This is a genomic window from Flavobacterium haoranii, from assembly GCF_009363055.1.
Lineage (GTDB): Bacteria > Bacteroidota > Bacteroidia > Flavobacteriales > Flavobacteriaceae > Flavobacterium > Flavobacterium haoranii.
The window spans coordinates 450842-468028 of record NZ_CP045292.1; the positions used below are offsets into that span (position 1 = coordinate 450842).

The 17187-nt window shown below is 30.4% G+C and carries 17 protein-coding genes and 1 pseudogene; 8 read left to right on the plus strand and 10 right to left on the minus strand.

The features are described 5' to 3' along the window. Nucleotides 1–3: 3 nt before the first annotated feature. The 5 genes from GCU34_RS02225 (at nt 4) to pafA (ending at nt 5699) form a co-directional block, all read left to right on the plus strand. Nucleotides 4–939 carry a calcium/sodium antiporter gene (locus tag GCU34_RS02225; protein WP_072785491.1) on the plus strand — a complete coding sequence of 312 codons (936 nt, stop codon included), beginning with the start codon at nt 4–6 and terminating at the stop codon, nt 937–939. Between the two features lie 39 nt (nt 940–978). Then, nucleotides 979–2622, plus strand: coding sequence for a S8 family serine peptidase (locus GCU34_RS02230; protein WP_072785489.1), 1644 nt, complete (start codon nt 979–981; stop codon nt 2620–2622). Continuing rightward, nucleotides 2622–3566, plus strand: a complete 945-nt coding sequence (locus tag GCU34_RS02235) for an NAD(P)H-dependent flavin oxidoreductase (protein ID WP_072785487.1) — start codon at nt 2622–2624, stop codon at nt 3564–3566. Before GCU34_RS02230 ends, GCU34_RS02235 begins: the two co-directional genes overlap by 1 nt. 8 nt (nt 3567–3574) lie before the next feature. Continuing rightward, nucleotides 3575–3988 (plus strand): hypothetical protein, encoded by a 414-nt coding sequence (locus GCU34_RS02240; protein WP_143146235.1) that lies wholly within the window; start codon nt 3575–3577, stop codon nt 3986–3988. Between the two features lie 103 nt (nt 3989–4091). Then, on the plus strand, nt 4092–5699 hold the full coding sequence (pafA, locus tag GCU34_RS02245; RefSeq protein WP_143146234.1) for an alkaline phosphatase PafA: 1608 nt from the start codon (nt 4092–4094) through the stop codon (nt 5697–5699). Between the two features lie 173 nt (nt 5700–5872). Here the strand turns inward: pafA and lysA are convergent, their stop codons facing one another. Then, nucleotides 5873–7078, minus strand: a complete 1206-nt coding sequence (gene lysA, locus GCU34_RS02250; protein ID WP_072785481.1) for a diaminopimelate decarboxylase — start codon at nt 7076–7078, stop codon at nt 5873–5875. 265 nt (nt 7079–7343) lie between these two features. On the opposite strand from lysA, the gene sucC reads away from it, so the two are divergent. Next, nucleotides 7344–8537 (plus strand): ADP-forming succinate--CoA ligase subunit beta, encoded by a 1194-nt coding sequence (sucC, locus tag GCU34_RS02255; protein ID WP_072785479.1) that lies wholly within the window; start codon nt 7344–7346, stop codon nt 8535–8537. A 56-nt stretch (nt 8538–8593) separates the two neighbouring features. Here sucC and GCU34_RS02260 read toward each other — a convergent pair whose 3' ends face one another. From GCU34_RS02260 to rlmD, 4 genes are read right to left on the minus strand one after another with little or no spacing between them, the layout of a single operon-like run. Next, nucleotides 8594–9304: a YoaK family protein gene (locus GCU34_RS02260; protein ID WP_072785478.1), complete on the minus strand. Its 711-nt coding sequence runs from the start codon at nt 9302–9304 to the stop codon at nt 8594–8596. A gap of 3 nt (nt 9305–9307) precedes the next feature. After that, on the minus strand, nt 9308–9988 hold the full coding sequence (locus tag GCU34_RS02265; RefSeq protein WP_072785476.1) for a DUF6048 family protein: 681 nt from the start codon (nt 9986–9988) through the stop codon (nt 9308–9310). Further along, entirely contained in the window at nt 9969–10481 is a 513-nt protein-coding gene (locus GCU34_RS02270; RefSeq protein WP_072785474.1) for a DUF6452 family protein, read from the minus strand. Before GCU34_RS02270 ends, GCU34_RS02265 begins: the two co-directional genes overlap by 20 nt. A 2-nt stretch (nt 10482–10483) precedes the next feature. After that, nucleotides 10484–11896 carry a 23S rRNA (uracil(1939)-C(5))-methyltransferase RlmD gene (rlmD, locus tag GCU34_RS02275; RefSeq protein WP_072785472.1) on the minus strand — a complete coding sequence of 471 codons (1413 nt, stop codon included), beginning with the start codon at nt 11894–11896 and terminating at the stop codon, nt 10484–10486. 66 nt (nt 11897–11962) lie between these two features. Here rlmD and GCU34_RS02280 point away from each other — a divergent pair, with 66 nt between their 5' ends. Together GCU34_RS02280 and rocD are read left to right on the plus strand one after the other, a co-directional pair. Further along, the gene (locus GCU34_RS02280; RefSeq protein ID WP_072785470.1) at nt 11963–12511 is read left to right on the plus strand and encodes a DUF1697 domain-containing protein; all 549 of its coding nucleotides are present in this window, start codon (nt 11963–11965) and stop codon (nt 12509–12511) included. Nucleotides 12512–12619: 108 nt separating this feature from the next. Then, nucleotides 12620–13860: pseudogene (gene rocD, locus GCU34_RS02285) on the plus strand (ornithine--oxo-acid transaminase). Nucleotides 13861–13896: 36 nt separating this feature from the next. Here the strand turns inward: rocD and GCU34_RS02290 are convergent. The 5 genes from GCU34_RS02290 to GCU34_RS02310 form a co-directional block, all read right to left on the minus strand. Then, nucleotides 13897–14658, minus strand: a complete 762-nt coding sequence (locus tag GCU34_RS02290; protein ID WP_072785466.1) for a superoxide dismutase — start codon at nt 14656–14658, stop codon at nt 13897–13899. 78 nt (nt 14659–14736) lie between these two features. Then, nucleotides 14737–15036 (minus strand): acyl-CoA-binding protein, encoded by a 300-nt coding sequence (locus tag GCU34_RS02295; protein WP_072785464.1) that lies wholly within the window; start codon nt 15034–15036, stop codon nt 14737–14739. Further along, nucleotides 15036–15686 carry a phosphatidylserine decarboxylase family protein gene (locus GCU34_RS02300; RefSeq protein WP_072785462.1) on the minus strand — a complete coding sequence of 217 codons (651 nt, stop codon included), beginning with the start codon at nt 15684–15686 and terminating at the stop codon, nt 15036–15038. The genes GCU34_RS02295 and GCU34_RS02300 overlap by 1 nt, the downstream gene beginning before the upstream one ends. Continuing rightward, nucleotides 15676–16482, minus strand: a complete 807-nt coding sequence (locus tag GCU34_RS02305; protein ID WP_072785460.1) for a phosphatidate cytidylyltransferase — start codon at nt 16480–16482, stop codon at nt 15676–15678. Before GCU34_RS02305 ends, GCU34_RS02300 begins: the two co-directional genes overlap by 11 nt. 1 nt (nt 16483) lies before the next feature. Further along, on the minus strand, nt 16484–17089 hold the full coding sequence (locus GCU34_RS02310) for a lactate utilization protein B/C (protein ID WP_072785458.1): 606 nt from the start codon (nt 17087–17089) through the stop codon (nt 16484–16486). Nucleotides 17090–17187 lie beyond the last annotated feature (98 nt).

The window sequence follows — 17187 nt, forward strand, 5'->3', positions numbered from 1 at the left end:
ATAATGAATTTTTTATATATAATTGGAGGTTTAGTTTTATTAGTAGCAGGCGGAAACTGGCTTTTAAAATCGTCAGTTGGTTTATCTCAAAAATTAAACATTTCTAAAATTATTGTCGGGTTAACCGTAGTTTCTTTTGCAACTTCAGCACCAGAAATGATTGTAAGTGTCAAAGCTGCTTTAGATGGTTTTCCAGATATTGCTGTTGGAAATGTAGTAGGTTCAAATATTGGTAATGTAGGTTTGGTTTTAGGAATTGTGTTGCTAATTAATTCGATGCAAGTGGAAAGTAATTTTTATAGAACCGATTGGCCTATGAAAATGTTAGCTTCATTACTACTTTTTTTCTTTTTAGCATTTGATGGAGTCTTAAGTAGAAGCGAAGGTATATTTTTTGTTGTTTTATTAGTTGCTTTTATATTGTATTTAATAAAGCAGAACAAAACAGTTACACTTGAAAATGATAATCAAGAAGAGGAAAACATGTCTTATCTTAAGATATTTTTATTGCTTTTTGTTGGTGGATTTTCACTTTGGTTAGGTTCAGAATTACTAGTTGATGGTTCAGTTAGTTTAGCTGAAAAAATAGGAGTAAGTAAAAGAGTTATTGCCATTACTGTAGTTTCAATCGGTACAAGTATTCCAGAGTTGGCTTCTTCAGTTATTGCAGCATTAAAAAATGAAAATGATATTTCTATAGGTAATATTATAGGTTCCAATATTTTCAATATTCTGAGTGTTTTAGGTTTTACAGCTATTATAAAACCAATTGAAAATGTTGATTATCAAATTCTTCATTTTGATATTTATTGGTTGTTAGGCTTTGCATTTATATTGTTGCCAATGGTTTTTTTACATAAGCGAAATAATTTAGCATTTAAAGAAGGAGTTTTATTGGTTTTAGCTTATGCAGTTTTTATTTATCTCACGATAAAATAATTTTGTATTTTTATGACCATAAAAATTAACCATTTAAACATGAAAAAATCTTTACTAGTTCTGTTTTTTGCATTTCTTTCGTTAAATATTTTTTCTCAAGAAGATGCTTGGGTTTATTTCACAGATAAACCCGATGCTGCGTATTATTTGAGTAATCCTTTAGAAATACTATCGCAAAGAGCTCTTGATAGAAGGTCAAATCAAGGAATATCTTTAGAAAATTCAGATGTCCCAATTGCTCAAAATTATATCGACCAAGTAACAGCTTCAACTGGAATAACAGTTATGGCTAAATCAAAATGGTTAAATGCTTTACATGTTAGAGGTTCTCAAGCAAATATTCAAGCACTAACAGCTTTTGGTTTTGTTTCACAAGTAAAGTTTGCGAGGCATTCTTTAAATACAAGAATTTCAAATCCAAATGAAAATATTGTAAACGAGACCAGTAAAATTGGTCAAACAAAAGATAAATTTGAGATAGCAGTAAATTACAATTACGGAGGTTCTTCAAATCAAGTGCAAATGTTAAACACACATTTGTTGCACCAACAAAACTTTACGGGGCAAGGAAAAATTATTGCCATTCTTGATGCTGGTTTTCCAGGAGTAAATACACAAACGCCATTTCAAAGACTAAGAGATAATAATTTAATTTTAGGAGGATATAATTTTCCTGATCGAAATAATAATTTTTACACACGTAATCAGCATGGAACTATGGTGTTATCTACTATGGGAGGCTATGTTGATAACCAATTAGTAGGAACAGCACCAGATGCACAATATTATTTGTTTATTACAGAAGATACTGATTATCCTAGTTATACAGGTTCCGAAAATCCTGTTGAAGAATCGTATTGGGTAGAAGCTTTAGAAATGGCAGATAGTTTGGGTGTTGATGTTGTAAATTCTTCTTTAGGTTATGGCGCTTACGACGATGCAGGTTATAGTTATACATATGCTATGCGAGATGGTCAAGTAGGTTTTGCTTCGAGAGGAGCTGGTATTGCGATGCAAAAAGGAATTGTTTGTGTAGTGAGTGCTGGTAATGAAGGAAATAGTTCATCAGGAGAATATCATATTGGTATTCCTGCCGATGCAAGTAATATTTTAACAGTTGGTTCTGTAACAAGTACTGAAGCTTATTCTTCGTTTAGTTCAATTGGACCTTCAGCAGATGGTAGGGTAAAACCTGATGTAGCGGCACGCGGAAGTAATGCAACCTTAAGTAATTCTTCAGGAACTATAATTACAGCTAGTGGTACTTCTTTTTCGAGTCCAATTTTAGCTGGTTCAGTTGCAAGTTTTTGGTCGGCGTTACCAAATTTAACTGCAGCTCAAGTTATCGATTTTGTTAAACAATCTGCAGATCAATTTACGGCACCAGATATTTATAAAGGTTATGGTGTTCCCGATTTTCAATTAGCATTAACTTTAACAACTGAAAATTTTACAAATAATGCTGATGTGAAAATTTATCCAAATCCTTTTACAAATGTTTTAACTATATATTTGTCAAACAATAATGTTGAAGATTTTTCAATTTACAACCAGTTGGGTCAAAAAATTTTTTCAACAAAAATCTCATCTCAAAATAATTCTATCGATTTAAGTAATTTAAATTCAGGAGTATATTTTTATGAAGTTGCAAACCAAGTAAAAGGAAAATTAATTAAAAAATAATGAATAGGATTACCCAGCTTTTTAATATTAAATATCCCATAATTCAAGGTGGGATGATTTGGAATAGTGGATATAAATTGGCAAGTGCAGTTAGTAATGCTGGTGGTTTAGGATTAATTGGTGCGGGTTCTATGTATCCAGATGTTTTAAGAGAGCATATTCAAAAATGTAAAAAAGCTACTGATAAGCCTTTTGGTGTAAATGTTCCTATGTTGTATCCTAACATCGAGGAAATTATGCAAATAATAAAAGAAGAAGGAGTTAAAGTAGTCTTTACTTCTGCAGGAAATCCTAAAACATGGACACCATTTTTAAAAGAAAATGGCATAACTGTTGTACATGTTGTTAGTAGTACAAAATTTGCATTAAAAGCTCAAGAAGCTGGCGTAGATGCTATAGTTGCTGAAGGTTTTGAAGCAGGCGGACATAATGGTAGAGATGAGACTACAACTTTAACTTTAATACCAATGGTTAAAGAGCAAGTTAGTATTCCTTTAATTGCTGCTGGAGGTATTGCTACAGGAAGAGGAATGTTGGCAGCGATGACTTTAGGTGCAGATGGAGTTCAAATGGGAAGTCGTTTTGCAGCCTCAACAGAATCAAGCGCTCACGATGAATTTAAAAGAACCATTGTGGAAACTAATGAAGGTGATACTATGTTGACATTGAAAGAATTGGCGCCTGTTCGTTTAATAAAAAATAAATTTTTTAATGACCTTCAAGAACTGTATACGCAATGTCCAACTCCTGAGGATTTAAAAAATCTGTTAGGAAGAGCAAGAGCGAAACGAGGAATGTTTGAGGGTGATTTAATTGAAGGTGAATTAGAAATAGGACAAATAGCTGGAGTAATCCACGATATTTTGCCCGTACAAACAATTATTGAAAATGTAATTTCTGAATTTGAAATTGCAAAAAAAGAAGTATCAACATTTGATTTTTAAGATATAAAATGAAGTTTTTCCGATTATTAATTGCCTTATTTATGTTGTCATCGACAACTTTTTATGCGCAGCAATTTAAGTTTAAAACCACATCATTAACTGTTTTAGAACGTGGTGGCCGTAATAATGAATGGGGTAAATGGTCTGAGCCTTTAGATACTCAATTATACATAGTATTAGATTTTGATAAAAGTAAAATCATTGTTTATTCGCGAGAAATTCAGCATTATAGAATTTTAGAGAATTTGCCAAAAGAAGTTACGAATGTTGATGAAATTAATTCGTACTTATGTAAAAACCAGTTTGGTGAAGCGGCTAAGGTGTCTTTTTTAGTTAGAAAAGATCAAAGCAACAAAACACAAATGTATATTTATTTTACTGATATTGTTTTTTGTTATGATATAACAGAAGTAACAGAATAATAAAGTTAAAAGTTATAATAAAGAAGCATAATGAGGTAAATTTGTAATTTCTTAATAATAGAAGTTCAAAATTTATGACTTCTTACAAAAGTAACACAACATCATGAAAAAAATCCTTTTAGCAAGTTTGCTTATAATTTCTACTTTTTCAAAAGCTCAAGAAAGACCTAAATTAGTAGTAGGAATTGTTGTAGATCAAATGAAAATGGAGTATTTATATCGATTTTCAAACGATTTTTCAGAGAATGGTTTTAAACGTTTAATGCGAGATGGATATACATACCATAACATGCATTACAATTATATGCCAACATTTACAGCTCCTGGACATGCTTCTATTTATACAGGAACTACGCCAGCAATACATGGAATTGTAGGTAACGATTGGTACAATAAGGCGACTCAAAAAGAAATGTATTGTACCGATGATGAGTTGGTTTCAACTTTAGGTGGTGGTACTGAAAGTGAAGGTAAAATGTCACCTAAAAATCTTCAAAGTACTACAATTACCGATGAGTTAAAATTGGCAACAAATTTTAATGGAAAAGTTATAGGAATTAGTATAAAAGATAGAGGTGCTATTTTACCAGCGGGACATTTTGCAAATTGGGCGTTCTGGTACAGTAAAACAGGAAATTTTGTTTCGAGTACCTATTATGGAACTGCTTTGCCTTCATGGGTAACTCAGTTTAACAATGAAAAGCATTATGAAAAATATGCAAACACAACATGGAATTTATTAAAACCAAAAGAAACTTACAACGAAAGTTTAACGGATAATAATCCTTATGAAGGAAAGTTATTCAAAAAAGCGCCATTTTTTCCTTATAATTTAAAAGAAATGTATGAAAATAATGATGCTGGTATTTTACGTTCAACACCTTTTGGAAATAATTTAATTGTTGATTTTGCTAAAACAACAATTGATAGTGAAAAATTAGGAAGTGATTCAATAACCGATTTTTTAACAGTAAGTTTTTCTTCAACCGATTATATTGGTCATGCTCTAGGTCCAAGATCAATCGAACTTCAAGATGCTTATCTTAGATTAGATGAATCTATTGCAGATTTTTTAACCTATTTAGATAAAAAAGTTGGAAAAGGTAATTATTTAGTTTTTCTAACTGCTGATCACGCGGGAGCAGAAAATGTAACCTATTTGAAAGACAACAAATATGATGTAGATAATATTATTTCAAAGAATTTCGACAACTCATTGCATAAATTTTCTGAGGAAAAATTTGGTGTAGATTTAGTTTTAAACAACTCAAATTTTAACTTGTTTTTAGATAAAAAAGTGATTGCAGATCAAAACTTGTCTTTAGAAGAAGTTATCGAAGAATTTAGAACATTTTTATACCAACAAAAATTTATAAAACGTGTTTTTTCAGAAGAAGAGATTTTAGAAAATTCTGGAGCCGATTATTATTTAAATGCGATTGCAAAAGGTTATGATCCTGTTCAAAACGGAGAATTAGTTTATGTATTCAAACCAGCATATATAGAATATTCTGCAACAGGAACTTCTCATGGAACACCTTATACTTATGATACTCATGTTCCAATGCTTTGGTACGGATGGAATGTTTCTAAAGGAGAAAGCCATAAAAAGCATTATATTACTGAAATTGCGCCAACATTAGCACAAAAACTAAGAATTACGTTTCCGAATAGTACTGAAGCAGAAGTTTTAGAAGAAGTTATAAAATAAAAAATGAGGTTGTCTCAAAGCCAATAATTTTGTCAATCTGAATTAATTTCAGATTCTAAAATTATTGAAAATCTAATTGTTAAGATTCTGAAACAAGTTCAGAATGACACTGAATCAGACTTTTGAGACAACCTGATTTTCTTGAAATTAAACCAGAAAATAAACCTAAGATGTTATAAAGTAATCTCGATTTGATTTTTTAAAATGTCCTTTAGTGTTTCACGTTGTCTAATTAAATGAGCTTTTCCATTATACCATAAAACTTCGGCAGGGCGAACTCTAGAATTATAATTTGATGACATAGAAAAACAGTAAGCACCAGCATTGCGGAAACATAAAATATCACCTTCTGTTATTTCTGTAATTCTTCTGTTTGAAGCAAATGTGTCGGTTTCACAAATATATCCTACTACCGAATAAAAACGTTCCTTTCCTTTTGGATTACTTATATTTTCAATATGATGTTGTGAACCATAAAGCATCGGTCTAATCAAATGATTAAATCCACTGTCAATTCCAGCAAATACAGTTGATGTAGTTTGTTTCACCACATTAACTTTTGCTAAAAAGAAACCAGCTTCACTTACTAAAAATTTTCCAGGTTCAAAAGCTAAAGTTAATGGTCGACCATATTCTTTTTCAAAAGCTAAAAATCTTTTAGTAAGCTTTTTACCAAATTCTTCAACATTGGTTTCAATATCGTCTTTTTTGTAAGGAACTTTAAATCCACTACCAAAATCAATAAATTCTAATTCCGAAAAATGTTTAGCAGTTTCAAATAAAATTTCTGCAGCATATAAGAATACATCGACATCTAAAATATCGGAACCTGTATGCATGTGAATACCATTAATATGCATTTTAGTATTCTCAATAATTCTTAATAAATGTGGCAATTGATGAATTGAAATACCAAATTTGCTATCAATATGTCCTACTGATATATTTGCATTTCCTCCTGCCATAACATGTGGATTAATTCTCACACATACTGGTGTTTTAGGATGTTTAGTTCCAAATTGTTCTAAAATTGATAAGTTATCAATATTAATCTGTACTCCAAGTGCGGCAACTGCTTCAATTTCTTCTAGAGAAACACCATTTGGTGTGTACATAATCTCTTTAGGTTCAAAACCTGCATGTAAACCAAGTTGAACTTCTTCAATAGAAACGGTGTCTAAACCAGAACCTAATTGCTTTAAAACCTTTAAAATAGAAATGTTAGATAACGCTTTAACAGCATAGTGAACTTTAAATTGTTCTACTTTAGAGAAAACTTTAGTTAATCTTTGATATTGATATTCAATTTTTGCAGCATCGTAAACATAAACAGGACTGCCAAATTCTTCTACAATGTTTAAAAGTTCTTGAGAATTCATGGTTTTAATTTTTGTGCAAAAAGAAGAATTTTTTTCTGGATTACATAAAAAATAACAAAATAAAACAAAATTACACTAAATGTTATAAAAAATAAATTTATTTGTCTTTTTTGTTTTATTTTTAGATTTAGCTGCTTTTAAAATTAATTCAATTTTAAAAATCAATGTATATCAATTTCCCAAATTAACGATAAAAAAGTTAGTGTGTTAAAAATTAGTTTGCTATTTTTGTGGCACTTTAAATTTTCGAATAACATACACAATTATGAACTTACACGAATATCAAGGTAAAGAAATATTATCACGTTACGGAGTGCGTGTACAACGTGGGCATGTAGCAAACAATGCTGAAGAAGCTGTAGATAAAGCAAAACAATTAACTGCCGAAACGGGTACAGGTTGGCATGTAATTAAAGCACAAATTCACGCTGGTGGTCGTGGAAAAGGTGGTGGAGTTAAATTGGCTAAAAATTTAGATCAAGTTAAAGAAATTGCTGGTCAAATTATTGGTATGGATTTAATTACTCCTCAAACTCCTCCTCAAGGAAAAAGAGTTCATAAGGTTTTAGTTGCTGAGGATGTATATTATCCAGGTGAAACTGAAACAAAAGAGTTCTATATGTCGGTTTTATTAAACCGTGGAAAAGGTAGAAACATGATTATGTACTCTACTGAAGGAGGTATGGATATTGAAGAAGTAGCAGAACATACACCACACTTAATCTTTACTGAAGAGGTTGATCCTTCTGTAGGATTACAAGGTTTTCAAGCAAGAAGAATTGCTTTTAACTTAGGATGTGAAGGTGAAGCTTTCAAAGAAATGGTGAAATTTGTTGATGCATTATACAGAGCTTATGTAGGTGCTGACGCTTCATTATTTGAAATTAATCCTGTATTAAAAACTTCAGATAATAAAATTTTAGCTGTTGATGCTAAGGTTGTATTAGATGATAATGCATTATACCGTCATAAAGATTTAGCTGAAATGCGTGATGTTCGTGAAGAAAATCCAATTGAAGTTGAAGCTAAAGAAGTAGGATTAAACTACGTAGATTTAGATGGTACTGTAGGATGTATGGTAAATGGTGCAGGTCTTGCAATGGCAACTATGGACTTAATTAAGTATGCAGGTTTTGAGCCAGCTAACTTCTTAGACGTAGGAGGTACTGCTGATGCTAAGCGTGTAGAAACAGCTTTCCGTATTATCTTAAAAGATCCAAATGTAAAAGCTATTTTAATTAACATTTTTGGTGGTATCGTTCGTTGTGACCGTGTTGCTCAAGGTGTAGTTGATGCTTATACTAACATGGGTGACGAAATTAAAGTGCCTATTATTGTTCGTTTACAAGGTACAAATGCAGAAATTGCTAAGGAACTAATCGATAATTCTGGAATGCCAATTTTATCTGCAGTTCAGTTCCAAGAAGCAGCAGATCAAGTAAAAGCAGCTTTATCTTAATTAGAGATTTAGAATTTTCTATATACTAAAAACCCCGAAATTTATTTCGGGGTTTTTTATTTTCTTGAATATTTTATATAACGATATTTAAGGCTGTCAAAAAAAGCACTAATAGTCAAAATTGAGGCAGCCAAGATGAGTGTGTTTATTCCTAATTTTAATTCTGAATAAAAGAATCCACCACTAAATCCACCTAAAAAGAAAAAAAGAATTATATATATTCTTAACTTTATTGAGGCTAATAATTTTGGTCTATTTTGAATGTGTTCTGCAAAGAAAAGATGAGATAGGTCAATCCCTAAATCAGTAAATAAACCAGTCAGGTGAGTTGTTCTAACAAGAGTATTCGAAATTTTTGAAACATACGAGTTTTGAAATCCCATAGCAAAAAGTAAAATACCTGCTATGAAATGATTATTGTTTATTTTGTAAAATAGAAATGTAACAATGACAAGTAAAGCTGCTTCAAAAAGCACTAAAACAGGAAGAATATTTGTTTTTCGACTCTTATACTTTTCAATAAAAAAACTTGAGGTGAATGAGCCTAATATGAAGAAAAAAATATACAGTAAATAAACAGTTCCTTCCCAAATTTTGAAATTTGCAATATCATTTATAAACAAAGCAAAATGTCCCGTTACATTTGTGGTTAATTGGTGAATAGATAAAAAGCCCACTATATTAACAATTCCTGCAACAAATGATAAAATTACAGCAATTTTAATATTATGTTTTAGTGTTCTATTTTTACCAAGATGACGGTACATTATCTATTTCTTCTTATAAATCGGAATAAAATAACTCAACGTATAATTAAAACCTGCTCCAAATTTTCCTTCGTAAGTTCTATTAAAACCTGGAATATAAAGATTGGCAAAATTATTTGGTTCTTTTTCGGAAAGTAAATAATTTAATCGAACTGAAAATCCTAAATATAAATTACTGAATAATTCTGCTTTTACACCACCAATTATTTCAATCCAAGAAGCATTTAAACCATTAAATTTTTCACCAGAATTAATAGTGTTTTCACCATAATAATTTGTTGGTTCATATATGGTGTAATGATTTAATGTTTGAGAAAACGAACTCACACCTACACGCATTCCGGCGTATAACATATTTTCCATATCCAACCAGTTTTCATAAGCATTATAATCAAAACCAACTTTAAAATAGGTCCCTTTAGTTGTAAAGTTAAAGCGATCGTCGTCTACAGTTTTGTTTTCGTTACCTAATTCTCCAGCAATATAAAATTTTCTTGTCAGTCTATAATCTCCCACAACTTCTAATCCTTTATAATCAGCATCATAAAATGATTTTGATAAACGATGTAAGTCAATACCAACTCTAAGTCCGTAACGTTGCGGATAAACTACTTTAGTAGTGTCTTGACTAAAAGAATTTAGACCAATAAAAACAGCTAAGAAACTAAAAATATATTTTAACATGTACTTCGTTTTCATTTGTAATTTCTGGTTGTTCAATAATAGGTAAAACGGATGTACTCAACCAATTATCAGCATCTGTCTCAATTTGAACACCATCTAAATTGTTTAAAGTAAAATTTGTTTTGTAGCCACAAGCGCGAGAAATGTAAATATTTTCTCTTGTGTAATTAAATGTTATCCTATCAATGTTATCATCTGCTGTATCTGTAGTAGTACCATTTTGTATAAACTGCAATGTTGTTGTATCATCAGTTGTTTTTAAGGGAAATAAGATTTGATTAACACCACTGTAAGAAAAACCAGATGTATAACCATCAGCAACAACTAATAAATTGGTAACATTTTTTAATTGTGTTTGATCTGTTGCATCATAGAATTCAATAACCAACTGTGGAGTCGTAATAGTTCCTTCTGCACAAATATCATCCTTTTCACAATTCCAAAATGAAATTGCAAAAACAATTAATAATAATGTAATACTAAACCTTTTCATCTTTATCTTTTTTCTAAAAGTACAACATTTTCAACATGATGCGTTTGTGGAAACATATCTACTGGTCGAACTCTTATTACTTTATATTTTTCATTCATTAAGGCTAAATCTCTAGCTTGTGTTGCACTATTACAACTTACATAAACGATTCTAGGAACATTAGTTTTTAATAACATTTCTACCACATCTTTATGCATTCCATCACGCGGTGGATCGGTAATAATTACATCTGGTTGTCCATGAGTTGAGATAAATTCGTCATTAAAAACGTTTTTCATATCACCTACAAAGAAATCACAATTTGTAATGTTATTGCGTTCGGCATTTGCTTTTGCATCTTCAATAGCTTCAGGAACAGCTTCAACACCAATTACTTTTTTCGCTTTTTTAGAAACGAATTGCGCAATTGTTCCGGTTCCAGTGTATAAATCATAAACTAATTCTTCTCCAGTTAAACCTGCAAAATCACGTGTAATTTTGTATAACTCGTAAGCTTGGTCAGAATTGGTTTGATAGAAAGATTTTGCATTTATACTAAAATGTAAACCTTCCATTTCTTCTAAGATATATTCACGCCCTTTAAATAATTTTATGTCTTGATCATATAAAGTATCATTTCCTTTACTATTAATAACATAAAGTAACGATGTAATTTCAGGAAAACGTTCCGAAACAAAGTTTAAAAGCAGTTCTCGATTAGTTTTATTTTCTTTAAAAAACTGAATAAGAACCATAATTTCACCAGTTGAAGCTGTACGAATCATTAAAGTTCTTAGAAAGCCTTCTTGGTTGCGTGCATCGTAAAAATCTAGACCATTTTTAACAGCAAACTCTTTTATTTCGTTACGAATTGCATTTGATGGATCTTGTTGTAAATGACATTTTTCGATATCCAAAATTTTATCCCACATTCTAGGAATATGAAAACCTAATGCATTTTTGTGTTCAAATTCTTTTCCACTTGAAATTTCATCATGTGTCATCCAACGAGCGTTTGAAAAACCAAATTCCATTTTATTACGATAGAAGAATTGTTTTTCAGAGCCTAAAATTGGTTCAAATTCTGGTAATTCAATTTTACCAATTCGTTTTAGATTATTTTGAACTTCTTGATTTTTGTAAAATAATTGGCTTTCATATTTCATATTTTGCCATTTACAACCACCGCAAACTCCAAAATGTTCGCAAATTGGTTCTATTCTATCTTTTGAAAACGAATGAATTTTTGTTGCTTTTCCTTCGTAATACGCTTTTCTCTTTTTTGTAGTTTGAACATCAACCACATCACCTGGAACAACATTTGGTAAAAAGATTACTTTTCCATCAGGTGCTTTAGCTACTGAAACGCCTTTAGCACCAGCATCTAATACTTCAATATTTTCAAAAACTATACGTTCTGTTCTTTTTCTTCCCATAAGGCAAAAATAAGAATTGTTAGGTGTATTTGATACTATTTTTTACTTTTATAGCAAATTTAATAGATGAAGACTCACTTGGCTTTACTTCGCGGAATCAACGTTTCGGGACACAACATGATAAAAATGGATGTTTTAAAATCTGTATTAGAAAATGCTGGTTTTCAAAATGTGCAAACCTACATTCAATCTGGTAATGTTTTTATAGATTCAGAAGAAGAAAATGGTGCAAGTGTAGGTTTTAAAATTAAGCAAGAAATTTTTAAAGAATTAGGTCTAGAGGTTCCTGTAGTTGTGATTTCTAAAGAAGAATTAGAAGCTTGTTTTGCAAATAATTCTTATTTAAATGAAAGAGATTGCGAAACCAAAAAGCTATATGTAGCATTTATCTCCAAAGAATTGCAAGGAAGTGCTATAAACGATTTAAAAATAAGTCAGTTTAAACCAGATGAAGCTACAATTGATAAAAGTAGAATCTACATTAAATATGCTATTGGAGCAGGAAAAACAAGATTAGATCAAAAGTATATTGAAAAGAAATTAAATGTTACAGCTACCATTCGTAATTGGAACTCAGTAACAGCAATGTTAGAAATATTTCGTCAAAAAAATTAAAATCCTTTTCTTGTTAGTATAAGTATTTTGTATTTTTGATAAATTTTAGGTTGATTTCTCGCCAAACTAAGAAGGAATCGTAAATTTTTAAGTTTAAAAATTATAAAAATGTCAGTTTTAGAAAAATTAAGTTCTGCTGAAGCAATTGCCTTAGAAGATAAATATGGAGCACATAATTATCATCCACTACCAGTGGTTTTAAATAGAGGGGAAGGAGTTTACGTTTGGGATGTTGAAGGGAAAAAATATTATGATTTTCTTTCGGCTTATTCTGCAGTTAATCAAGGTCATTGTCACCCCAAAATTGTTGGTGCCATGATGCAACAAGCGCAAACATTAACTTTAACTTCACGAGCTTTTTATAACGACAAATTAGGTGTTTACGAAGAATTTGTGACTAAATATTTTGGATTCGACAAAGTATTGCCGATGAATACAGGTGCTGAAGCAGTGGAAACAGCTTTAAAAATCTGTAGAAAATGGGCTTACGAGAAAAAGGTTTTCATGAAAATGAAGCACAAATTATAGTTTGTGAAAACAATTTCCATGGAAGAACTACGACAATTATTTCCTTTTCTAACGATGAGAATGCACGTAAGAATTTTGGACCTTATACTGCTGGATTTATTAAAATAGCTTATGATGATATTGATGCTTTAGAAAAAGCTATTAGTTCGTCGCCTAATATTGCAGGATTTTTAGTAGAACCTATTCAAGGTGAAGCTGGAGTTTATGTTCCAAGCGAAGGTTATTTAGCAAAAGCGAAAGCATTATGTGAAAAACATAATGTATTGTTTATCGCAGATGAAGTTCAAACTGGTGTTGCTAGAACAGGAAAATTATTAGCTGTTCATCATGAGAATGTTCAACCAGATGTTTTAATCTTAGGAAAAGCTTTATCAGGTGGAGTTTATCCAGTTTCAGCAGTTTTAGCAAATAATGCTATTATGAATGTGATTAAACCAGGTCAGCACGGTTCAACTTTTGGAGGAAATCCAGTTGCAGCAGCTGTGGCAATTGCAGCTTTAGAAGTTGTTAAAGATGAGAAATTAGCTGAAAATGCAGAACGTTTAGGAGAAATTTTCCGTTATGAATTAGACAAGTATATTTCAATGAGTAACATTTGCTCTTTAGTTCGTGGAAAAGGATTACTAAATGCTATTGTTATCAACGATACAGAAGAAAGTGAAACCGCTTGGAATATATGTATGAGATTAGCAGAAAATGGTTTGTTAGCTAAACCAACTCACGGAAATATTATTCGTTTTGCTCCGCCTTTAGTAATGAATGAAGAGCAGTTGATGGATTGTATTTCAATTATTACTAAGACACTTCAAGAGTTTGAATAATTAAAACATAAAAAAATCCCGAGAAATCGGGATTTTTTATTTTATAAGTAAGTCTTCATATTTTGTTGAGATTTTCTTCCAATCTATATAATTAAAGAAATTCTCAATATAAGCTTTTTTACCAATTTTATTATTCGTTAAATAAGCATGCTCCCATAAATCTAAGCAAAGTAGAGGAGTACCCTTTATTTCAGCAGTCTTCATTAAGGGATTCTCTTCATTTTTAGTCAATACATTTTGAAGTTTATGATCTTTATCTAAAATTAGCCAAACCCAATTTGAACCTATTGAACTTTCAGCTTTTGAAGTAAAGTCGTTTTTGAAATTTTCAAATGAACCAAAGTCTCTATTTATAGCAACTTGTAATGTATCAGAGGGAGTTAATTTCTCTTTGGTTAAGTTTTCAAAAAATAAAGTATGATTGTAAAATCCGCCAGCGACATGAAGTAATTGTTTCTCCTCAGGATTTGTTTCACGACAAATTTGAGAGACTTTCCAATCGCTTATTCGTTTTTCGGTAACCAAATTATTTAAGTTATTCGCGAAGTTTAAATAGACTTTTGAATAATGATTTTCTAATGTTTTCCCTTCAATACAATCTGAAAAATCATCAAACTTATAAGTTATTTCAAAAAGTTTAAACGGAGTTCCAGAGGCTTTATATTCACTAGGATTTGTAAATAAAGTACTAACAGGTTCTTCCGGTTCAGGAATTTGAACTTCAACTAAATTATTGTCTTGTTTACAAGAAATTAGAAGTAATAAAAAAGTTGTTAAAGACAAAATTAATTTTTTCATCTGTTCTTTTTATTTATTGACAATTGGTCAAATGTATTTCGCCAATATATTTAGTAGTAATCAAAATTTGTTATCTAATTACAACAAATTTCTTTCTTTCATTAAATTGTTAATGATGTCGATGTAATTTTGTTTAGCTTCATCAACTGTAAGATTTTTAACCTGCATTAACGCGTTTAGTTTAAATGCATTTCTTAAATCTTCTCCAGTCTCGTCTTGATGTGAACTGCTAGAATTATTACTAATTCTCCCAGAAGTTGCATGTTTATATAACCCATAAAGAACCAATTGTACATTTTGAGGTACCGATTCCTTTGGAATTAGATAAGCATTTTCAAATGCTTCATCAAAAAGAGTATCTAAATCTTTTTCACTCATTATTTTTTACAAATAACAGTTTTTGCACCAATTGCTTTTTGTCCTAAAACTACTTCAACAGGAGTTCCAACAGGTAAATAAATATCTACACGAGAACCAAATTTTATAAATCCTGCATCTTTACCTTGAACCACTCGCATACCTTCTTCAGCATAGTTTACAATTCTTTTTGCTAAAGCTCCGGCGATTTGACGATACATTATTTCGCCATAAATTCTATTATTAACTACAATTGTAGTTCTTTCGTTTTCTTCACTTGCTTTTGGATGCCAAGCAACTAAATATTTTCCAGGATGATATTTGCTGTATTTTACAACTCCATTTACCGGATAACGTGTTACGTGAACATTTATAGGCGACATAAAGATAGAAACCATTAATCTTTTATCTTTAAAATATTCAGGTTCAAAAACTTCTTCAATTACAACTACTTTTCCATCAACAGGAGCTAATATATGGTTGTCGCTATTATCTACTTCTCTTTTTGGGTTTCTAAAGAATTGTAAAACAATAATTAAAAACAACACAGCTAAAACTATTAAGCTGTTTTTTAACCATTCAATGCTAATAAATGCATCGCTTAAAAAAATAATTCCAACTACAAGTAATAATGTAATGAAAATTAGTTTGGCTCCTTCTTTATGAAACATAATTTAAAATTAAATAAAACAAATATATAAAAGGTACAACAAATATAATACTATCTAATCGGTCTAAAATACCTCCGTGACCCGGCATAATGTTACCACTATCTTTAACATTGGCAACTCGTTTAAATTTCGATTCAATTAAATCACCAAGCGTACTAAAAATACTAACTATAATCGCAATAACAATCCAATAATAAAATAGTTTTGTACCTATAAAATATTTTGCCATAAAATAACTCGCTACTACGGCAAAAAACATTCCTCCAACAAATCCTTCTACCGTTTTTTTAGGAGAAATACTGGGTAACAATTTATGTTTTCCAAAGTTTTTTCCTACTAAATATGCGAAAGTATCATTTGTCCATATTAATACAAATATAGTAATTAAAATTTTTGGATTGTAACCATTTATTCCCAAAGGAATTTTAGTTAGTAAAACAAAAGGGAAAATAATATAGCCAAATAAAACTAAATATCTAGAATAATTGCTTAACTTTTGAATTTTAGTGTTGAATAAAAAACCGATTAAAAATATGGAAACAGCTATTGTGAAGCCTGTGATTAACGGATCTAATATTTTATCAAATTTTGGATTATAAAAAAATCCATACACTAAGATAGAAATAGTTATAGCAACCCATTTATTTATAAAGACTAATTTAGAAAATTCGAAGCTAGCAATTAATAAAAAGCACCCAAAAAGAATGTAAAAACTTTCTTTTGAAAATAATATGCAGCTTAGAAGTAGAACAATATAAACCGCACCCGAAATTGCTCGTTTTAGGGTTTCGTTCATTTTATAGGTCTTCTAGTAAAAGTAAACAAAGATTTTTATGACAACTTCCGTAATGTAAAAAATCTTGCTCCTTTACTTCTTCAAAGTATTTTATAGTTGTAATATTTGAAGGATATTCTTTGTCGTATCTATTCTTAATATAACGTAAACCATCGCTTTTTGTTCCAACAAGTTGACTTGTTGTGCCAAAAACTACCATGTTTGTAGGTAAATCATTTGGTTTAAAGTGGCGAAATTGATTTGAAGAAAATAAAATTGAACCTTCATCAGCAATTAAATTTTCGCATGAAGAAAGCATGAATTTTGGATCTTTTGTGTTTTGATGATTAATTTTATTTTCGTCTAATAAATAAATTAATCTGCTGTCATAGCAGATGGCTTCAGATTCAAACCAATCATTCTCTTCAAGTATATTTAGAAAGTTTTCAGAAACCTCTTCTAAGGATTCACAATAAATAAACTTTCCACCGTTTGATTTGAAATTATGGGTAAACATTTCATCTATAGGAAGTTTGACTTCTGGAGTGAAAGGGCTTTTTTCCTCCTTGTCTTTTTCGCTTTTTGAAGAATCATTTGTGCTGCCGAAAATTTTCCTGAATAGACTCATTAAAAAAAATACAATTTTTCGCTATATAATTGTCAAAGATAAAAAAATCTTAGTTCAAAAGATAAAAAGAACTAAGATTTTTATAAAGGGTTTTTGTT

What these genes read in the sequence shown, in the direction of transcription:
- GCU34_RS02260 (WP_072785478.1), bottom strand. Translation starts at nt 9,304, where the DNA reads ATGTACCGTCATCTTGGTAAAAATAGAACACTAAAACATAATATTAAA.
- GCU34_RS02265 (WP_072785476.1), bottom strand. Translation starts at nt 9,988, where the DNA reads ATGTTAAAATATATTTTTAGTTTCTTAGCTGTTTTTATTGGTCTAAAT.
- GCU34_RS02280 (WP_072785470.1), top strand. Translation starts at nt 11,963, where the DNA reads ATGAAGACTCACTTGGCTTTACTTCGCGGAATCAACGTTTCGGGACAC.
- rlmD (WP_072785472.1), bottom strand. Translation starts at nt 11,896, where the DNA reads ATGGGAAGAAAAAGAACAGAACGTATAGTTTTTGAAAATATTGAAGTA.
- GCU34_RS02270 (WP_072785474.1), bottom strand. Translation starts at nt 10,481, where the DNA reads ATGAAAAGGTTTAGTATTACATTATTATTAATTGTTTTTGCAATTTCA.
- GCU34_RS02295 (WP_072785464.1), bottom strand. Translation starts at nt 15,036, where the DNA reads ATGAGTGAAAAAGATTTAGATACTCTTTTTGATGAAGCATTTGAAAAT.
- sucC (WP_072785479.1), top strand. Translation starts at nt 7,344, where the DNA reads ATGAACTTACACGAATATCAAGGTAAAGAAATATTATCACGTTACGGA.
- GCU34_RS02230 (WP_072785489.1), top strand. Translation starts at nt 979, where the DNA reads ATGAAAAAATCTTTACTAGTTCTGTTTTTTGCATTTCTTTCGTTAAAT.
- GCU34_RS02290 (WP_072785466.1), bottom strand. Translation starts at nt 14,658, where the DNA reads ATGAAAAAATTAATTTTGTCTTTAACAACTTTTTTATTACTTCTAATT.
- GCU34_RS02310 (WP_072785458.1), bottom strand. Translation starts at nt 17,089, where the DNA reads ATGAGTCTATTCAGGAAAATTTTCGGCAGCACAAATGATTCTTCAAAA.
- GCU34_RS02225 (WP_072785491.1), top strand. Translation starts at nt 4, where the DNA reads ATGAATTTTTTATATATAATTGGAGGTTTAGTTTTATTAGTAGCAGGC.
- GCU34_RS02235 (WP_072785487.1), top strand. Translation starts at nt 2,622, where the DNA reads ATGAATAGGATTACCCAGCTTTTTAATATTAAATATCCCATAATTCAA.
- GCU34_RS02300 (WP_072785462.1), bottom strand. Translation starts at nt 15,686, where the DNA reads ATGTTTCATAAAGAAGGAGCCAAACTAATTTTCATTACATTATTACTT.
- pafA (WP_143146234.1), top strand. Translation starts at nt 4,092, where the DNA reads ATGAAAAAAATCCTTTTAGCAAGTTTGCTTATAATTTCTACTTTTTCA.
- GCU34_RS02305 (WP_072785460.1), bottom strand. Translation starts at nt 16,482, where the DNA reads ATGAACGAAACCCTAAAACGAGCAATTTCGGGTGCGGTTTATATTGTT.
- GCU34_RS02240 (WP_143146235.1), top strand. Translation starts at nt 3,575, where the DNA reads ATGAAGTTTTTCCGATTATTAATTGCCTTATTTATGTTGTCATCGACA.
- lysA (WP_072785481.1), bottom strand. Translation starts at nt 7,078, where the DNA reads ATGAATTCTCAAGAACTTTTAAACATTGTAGAAGAATTTGGCAGTCCT.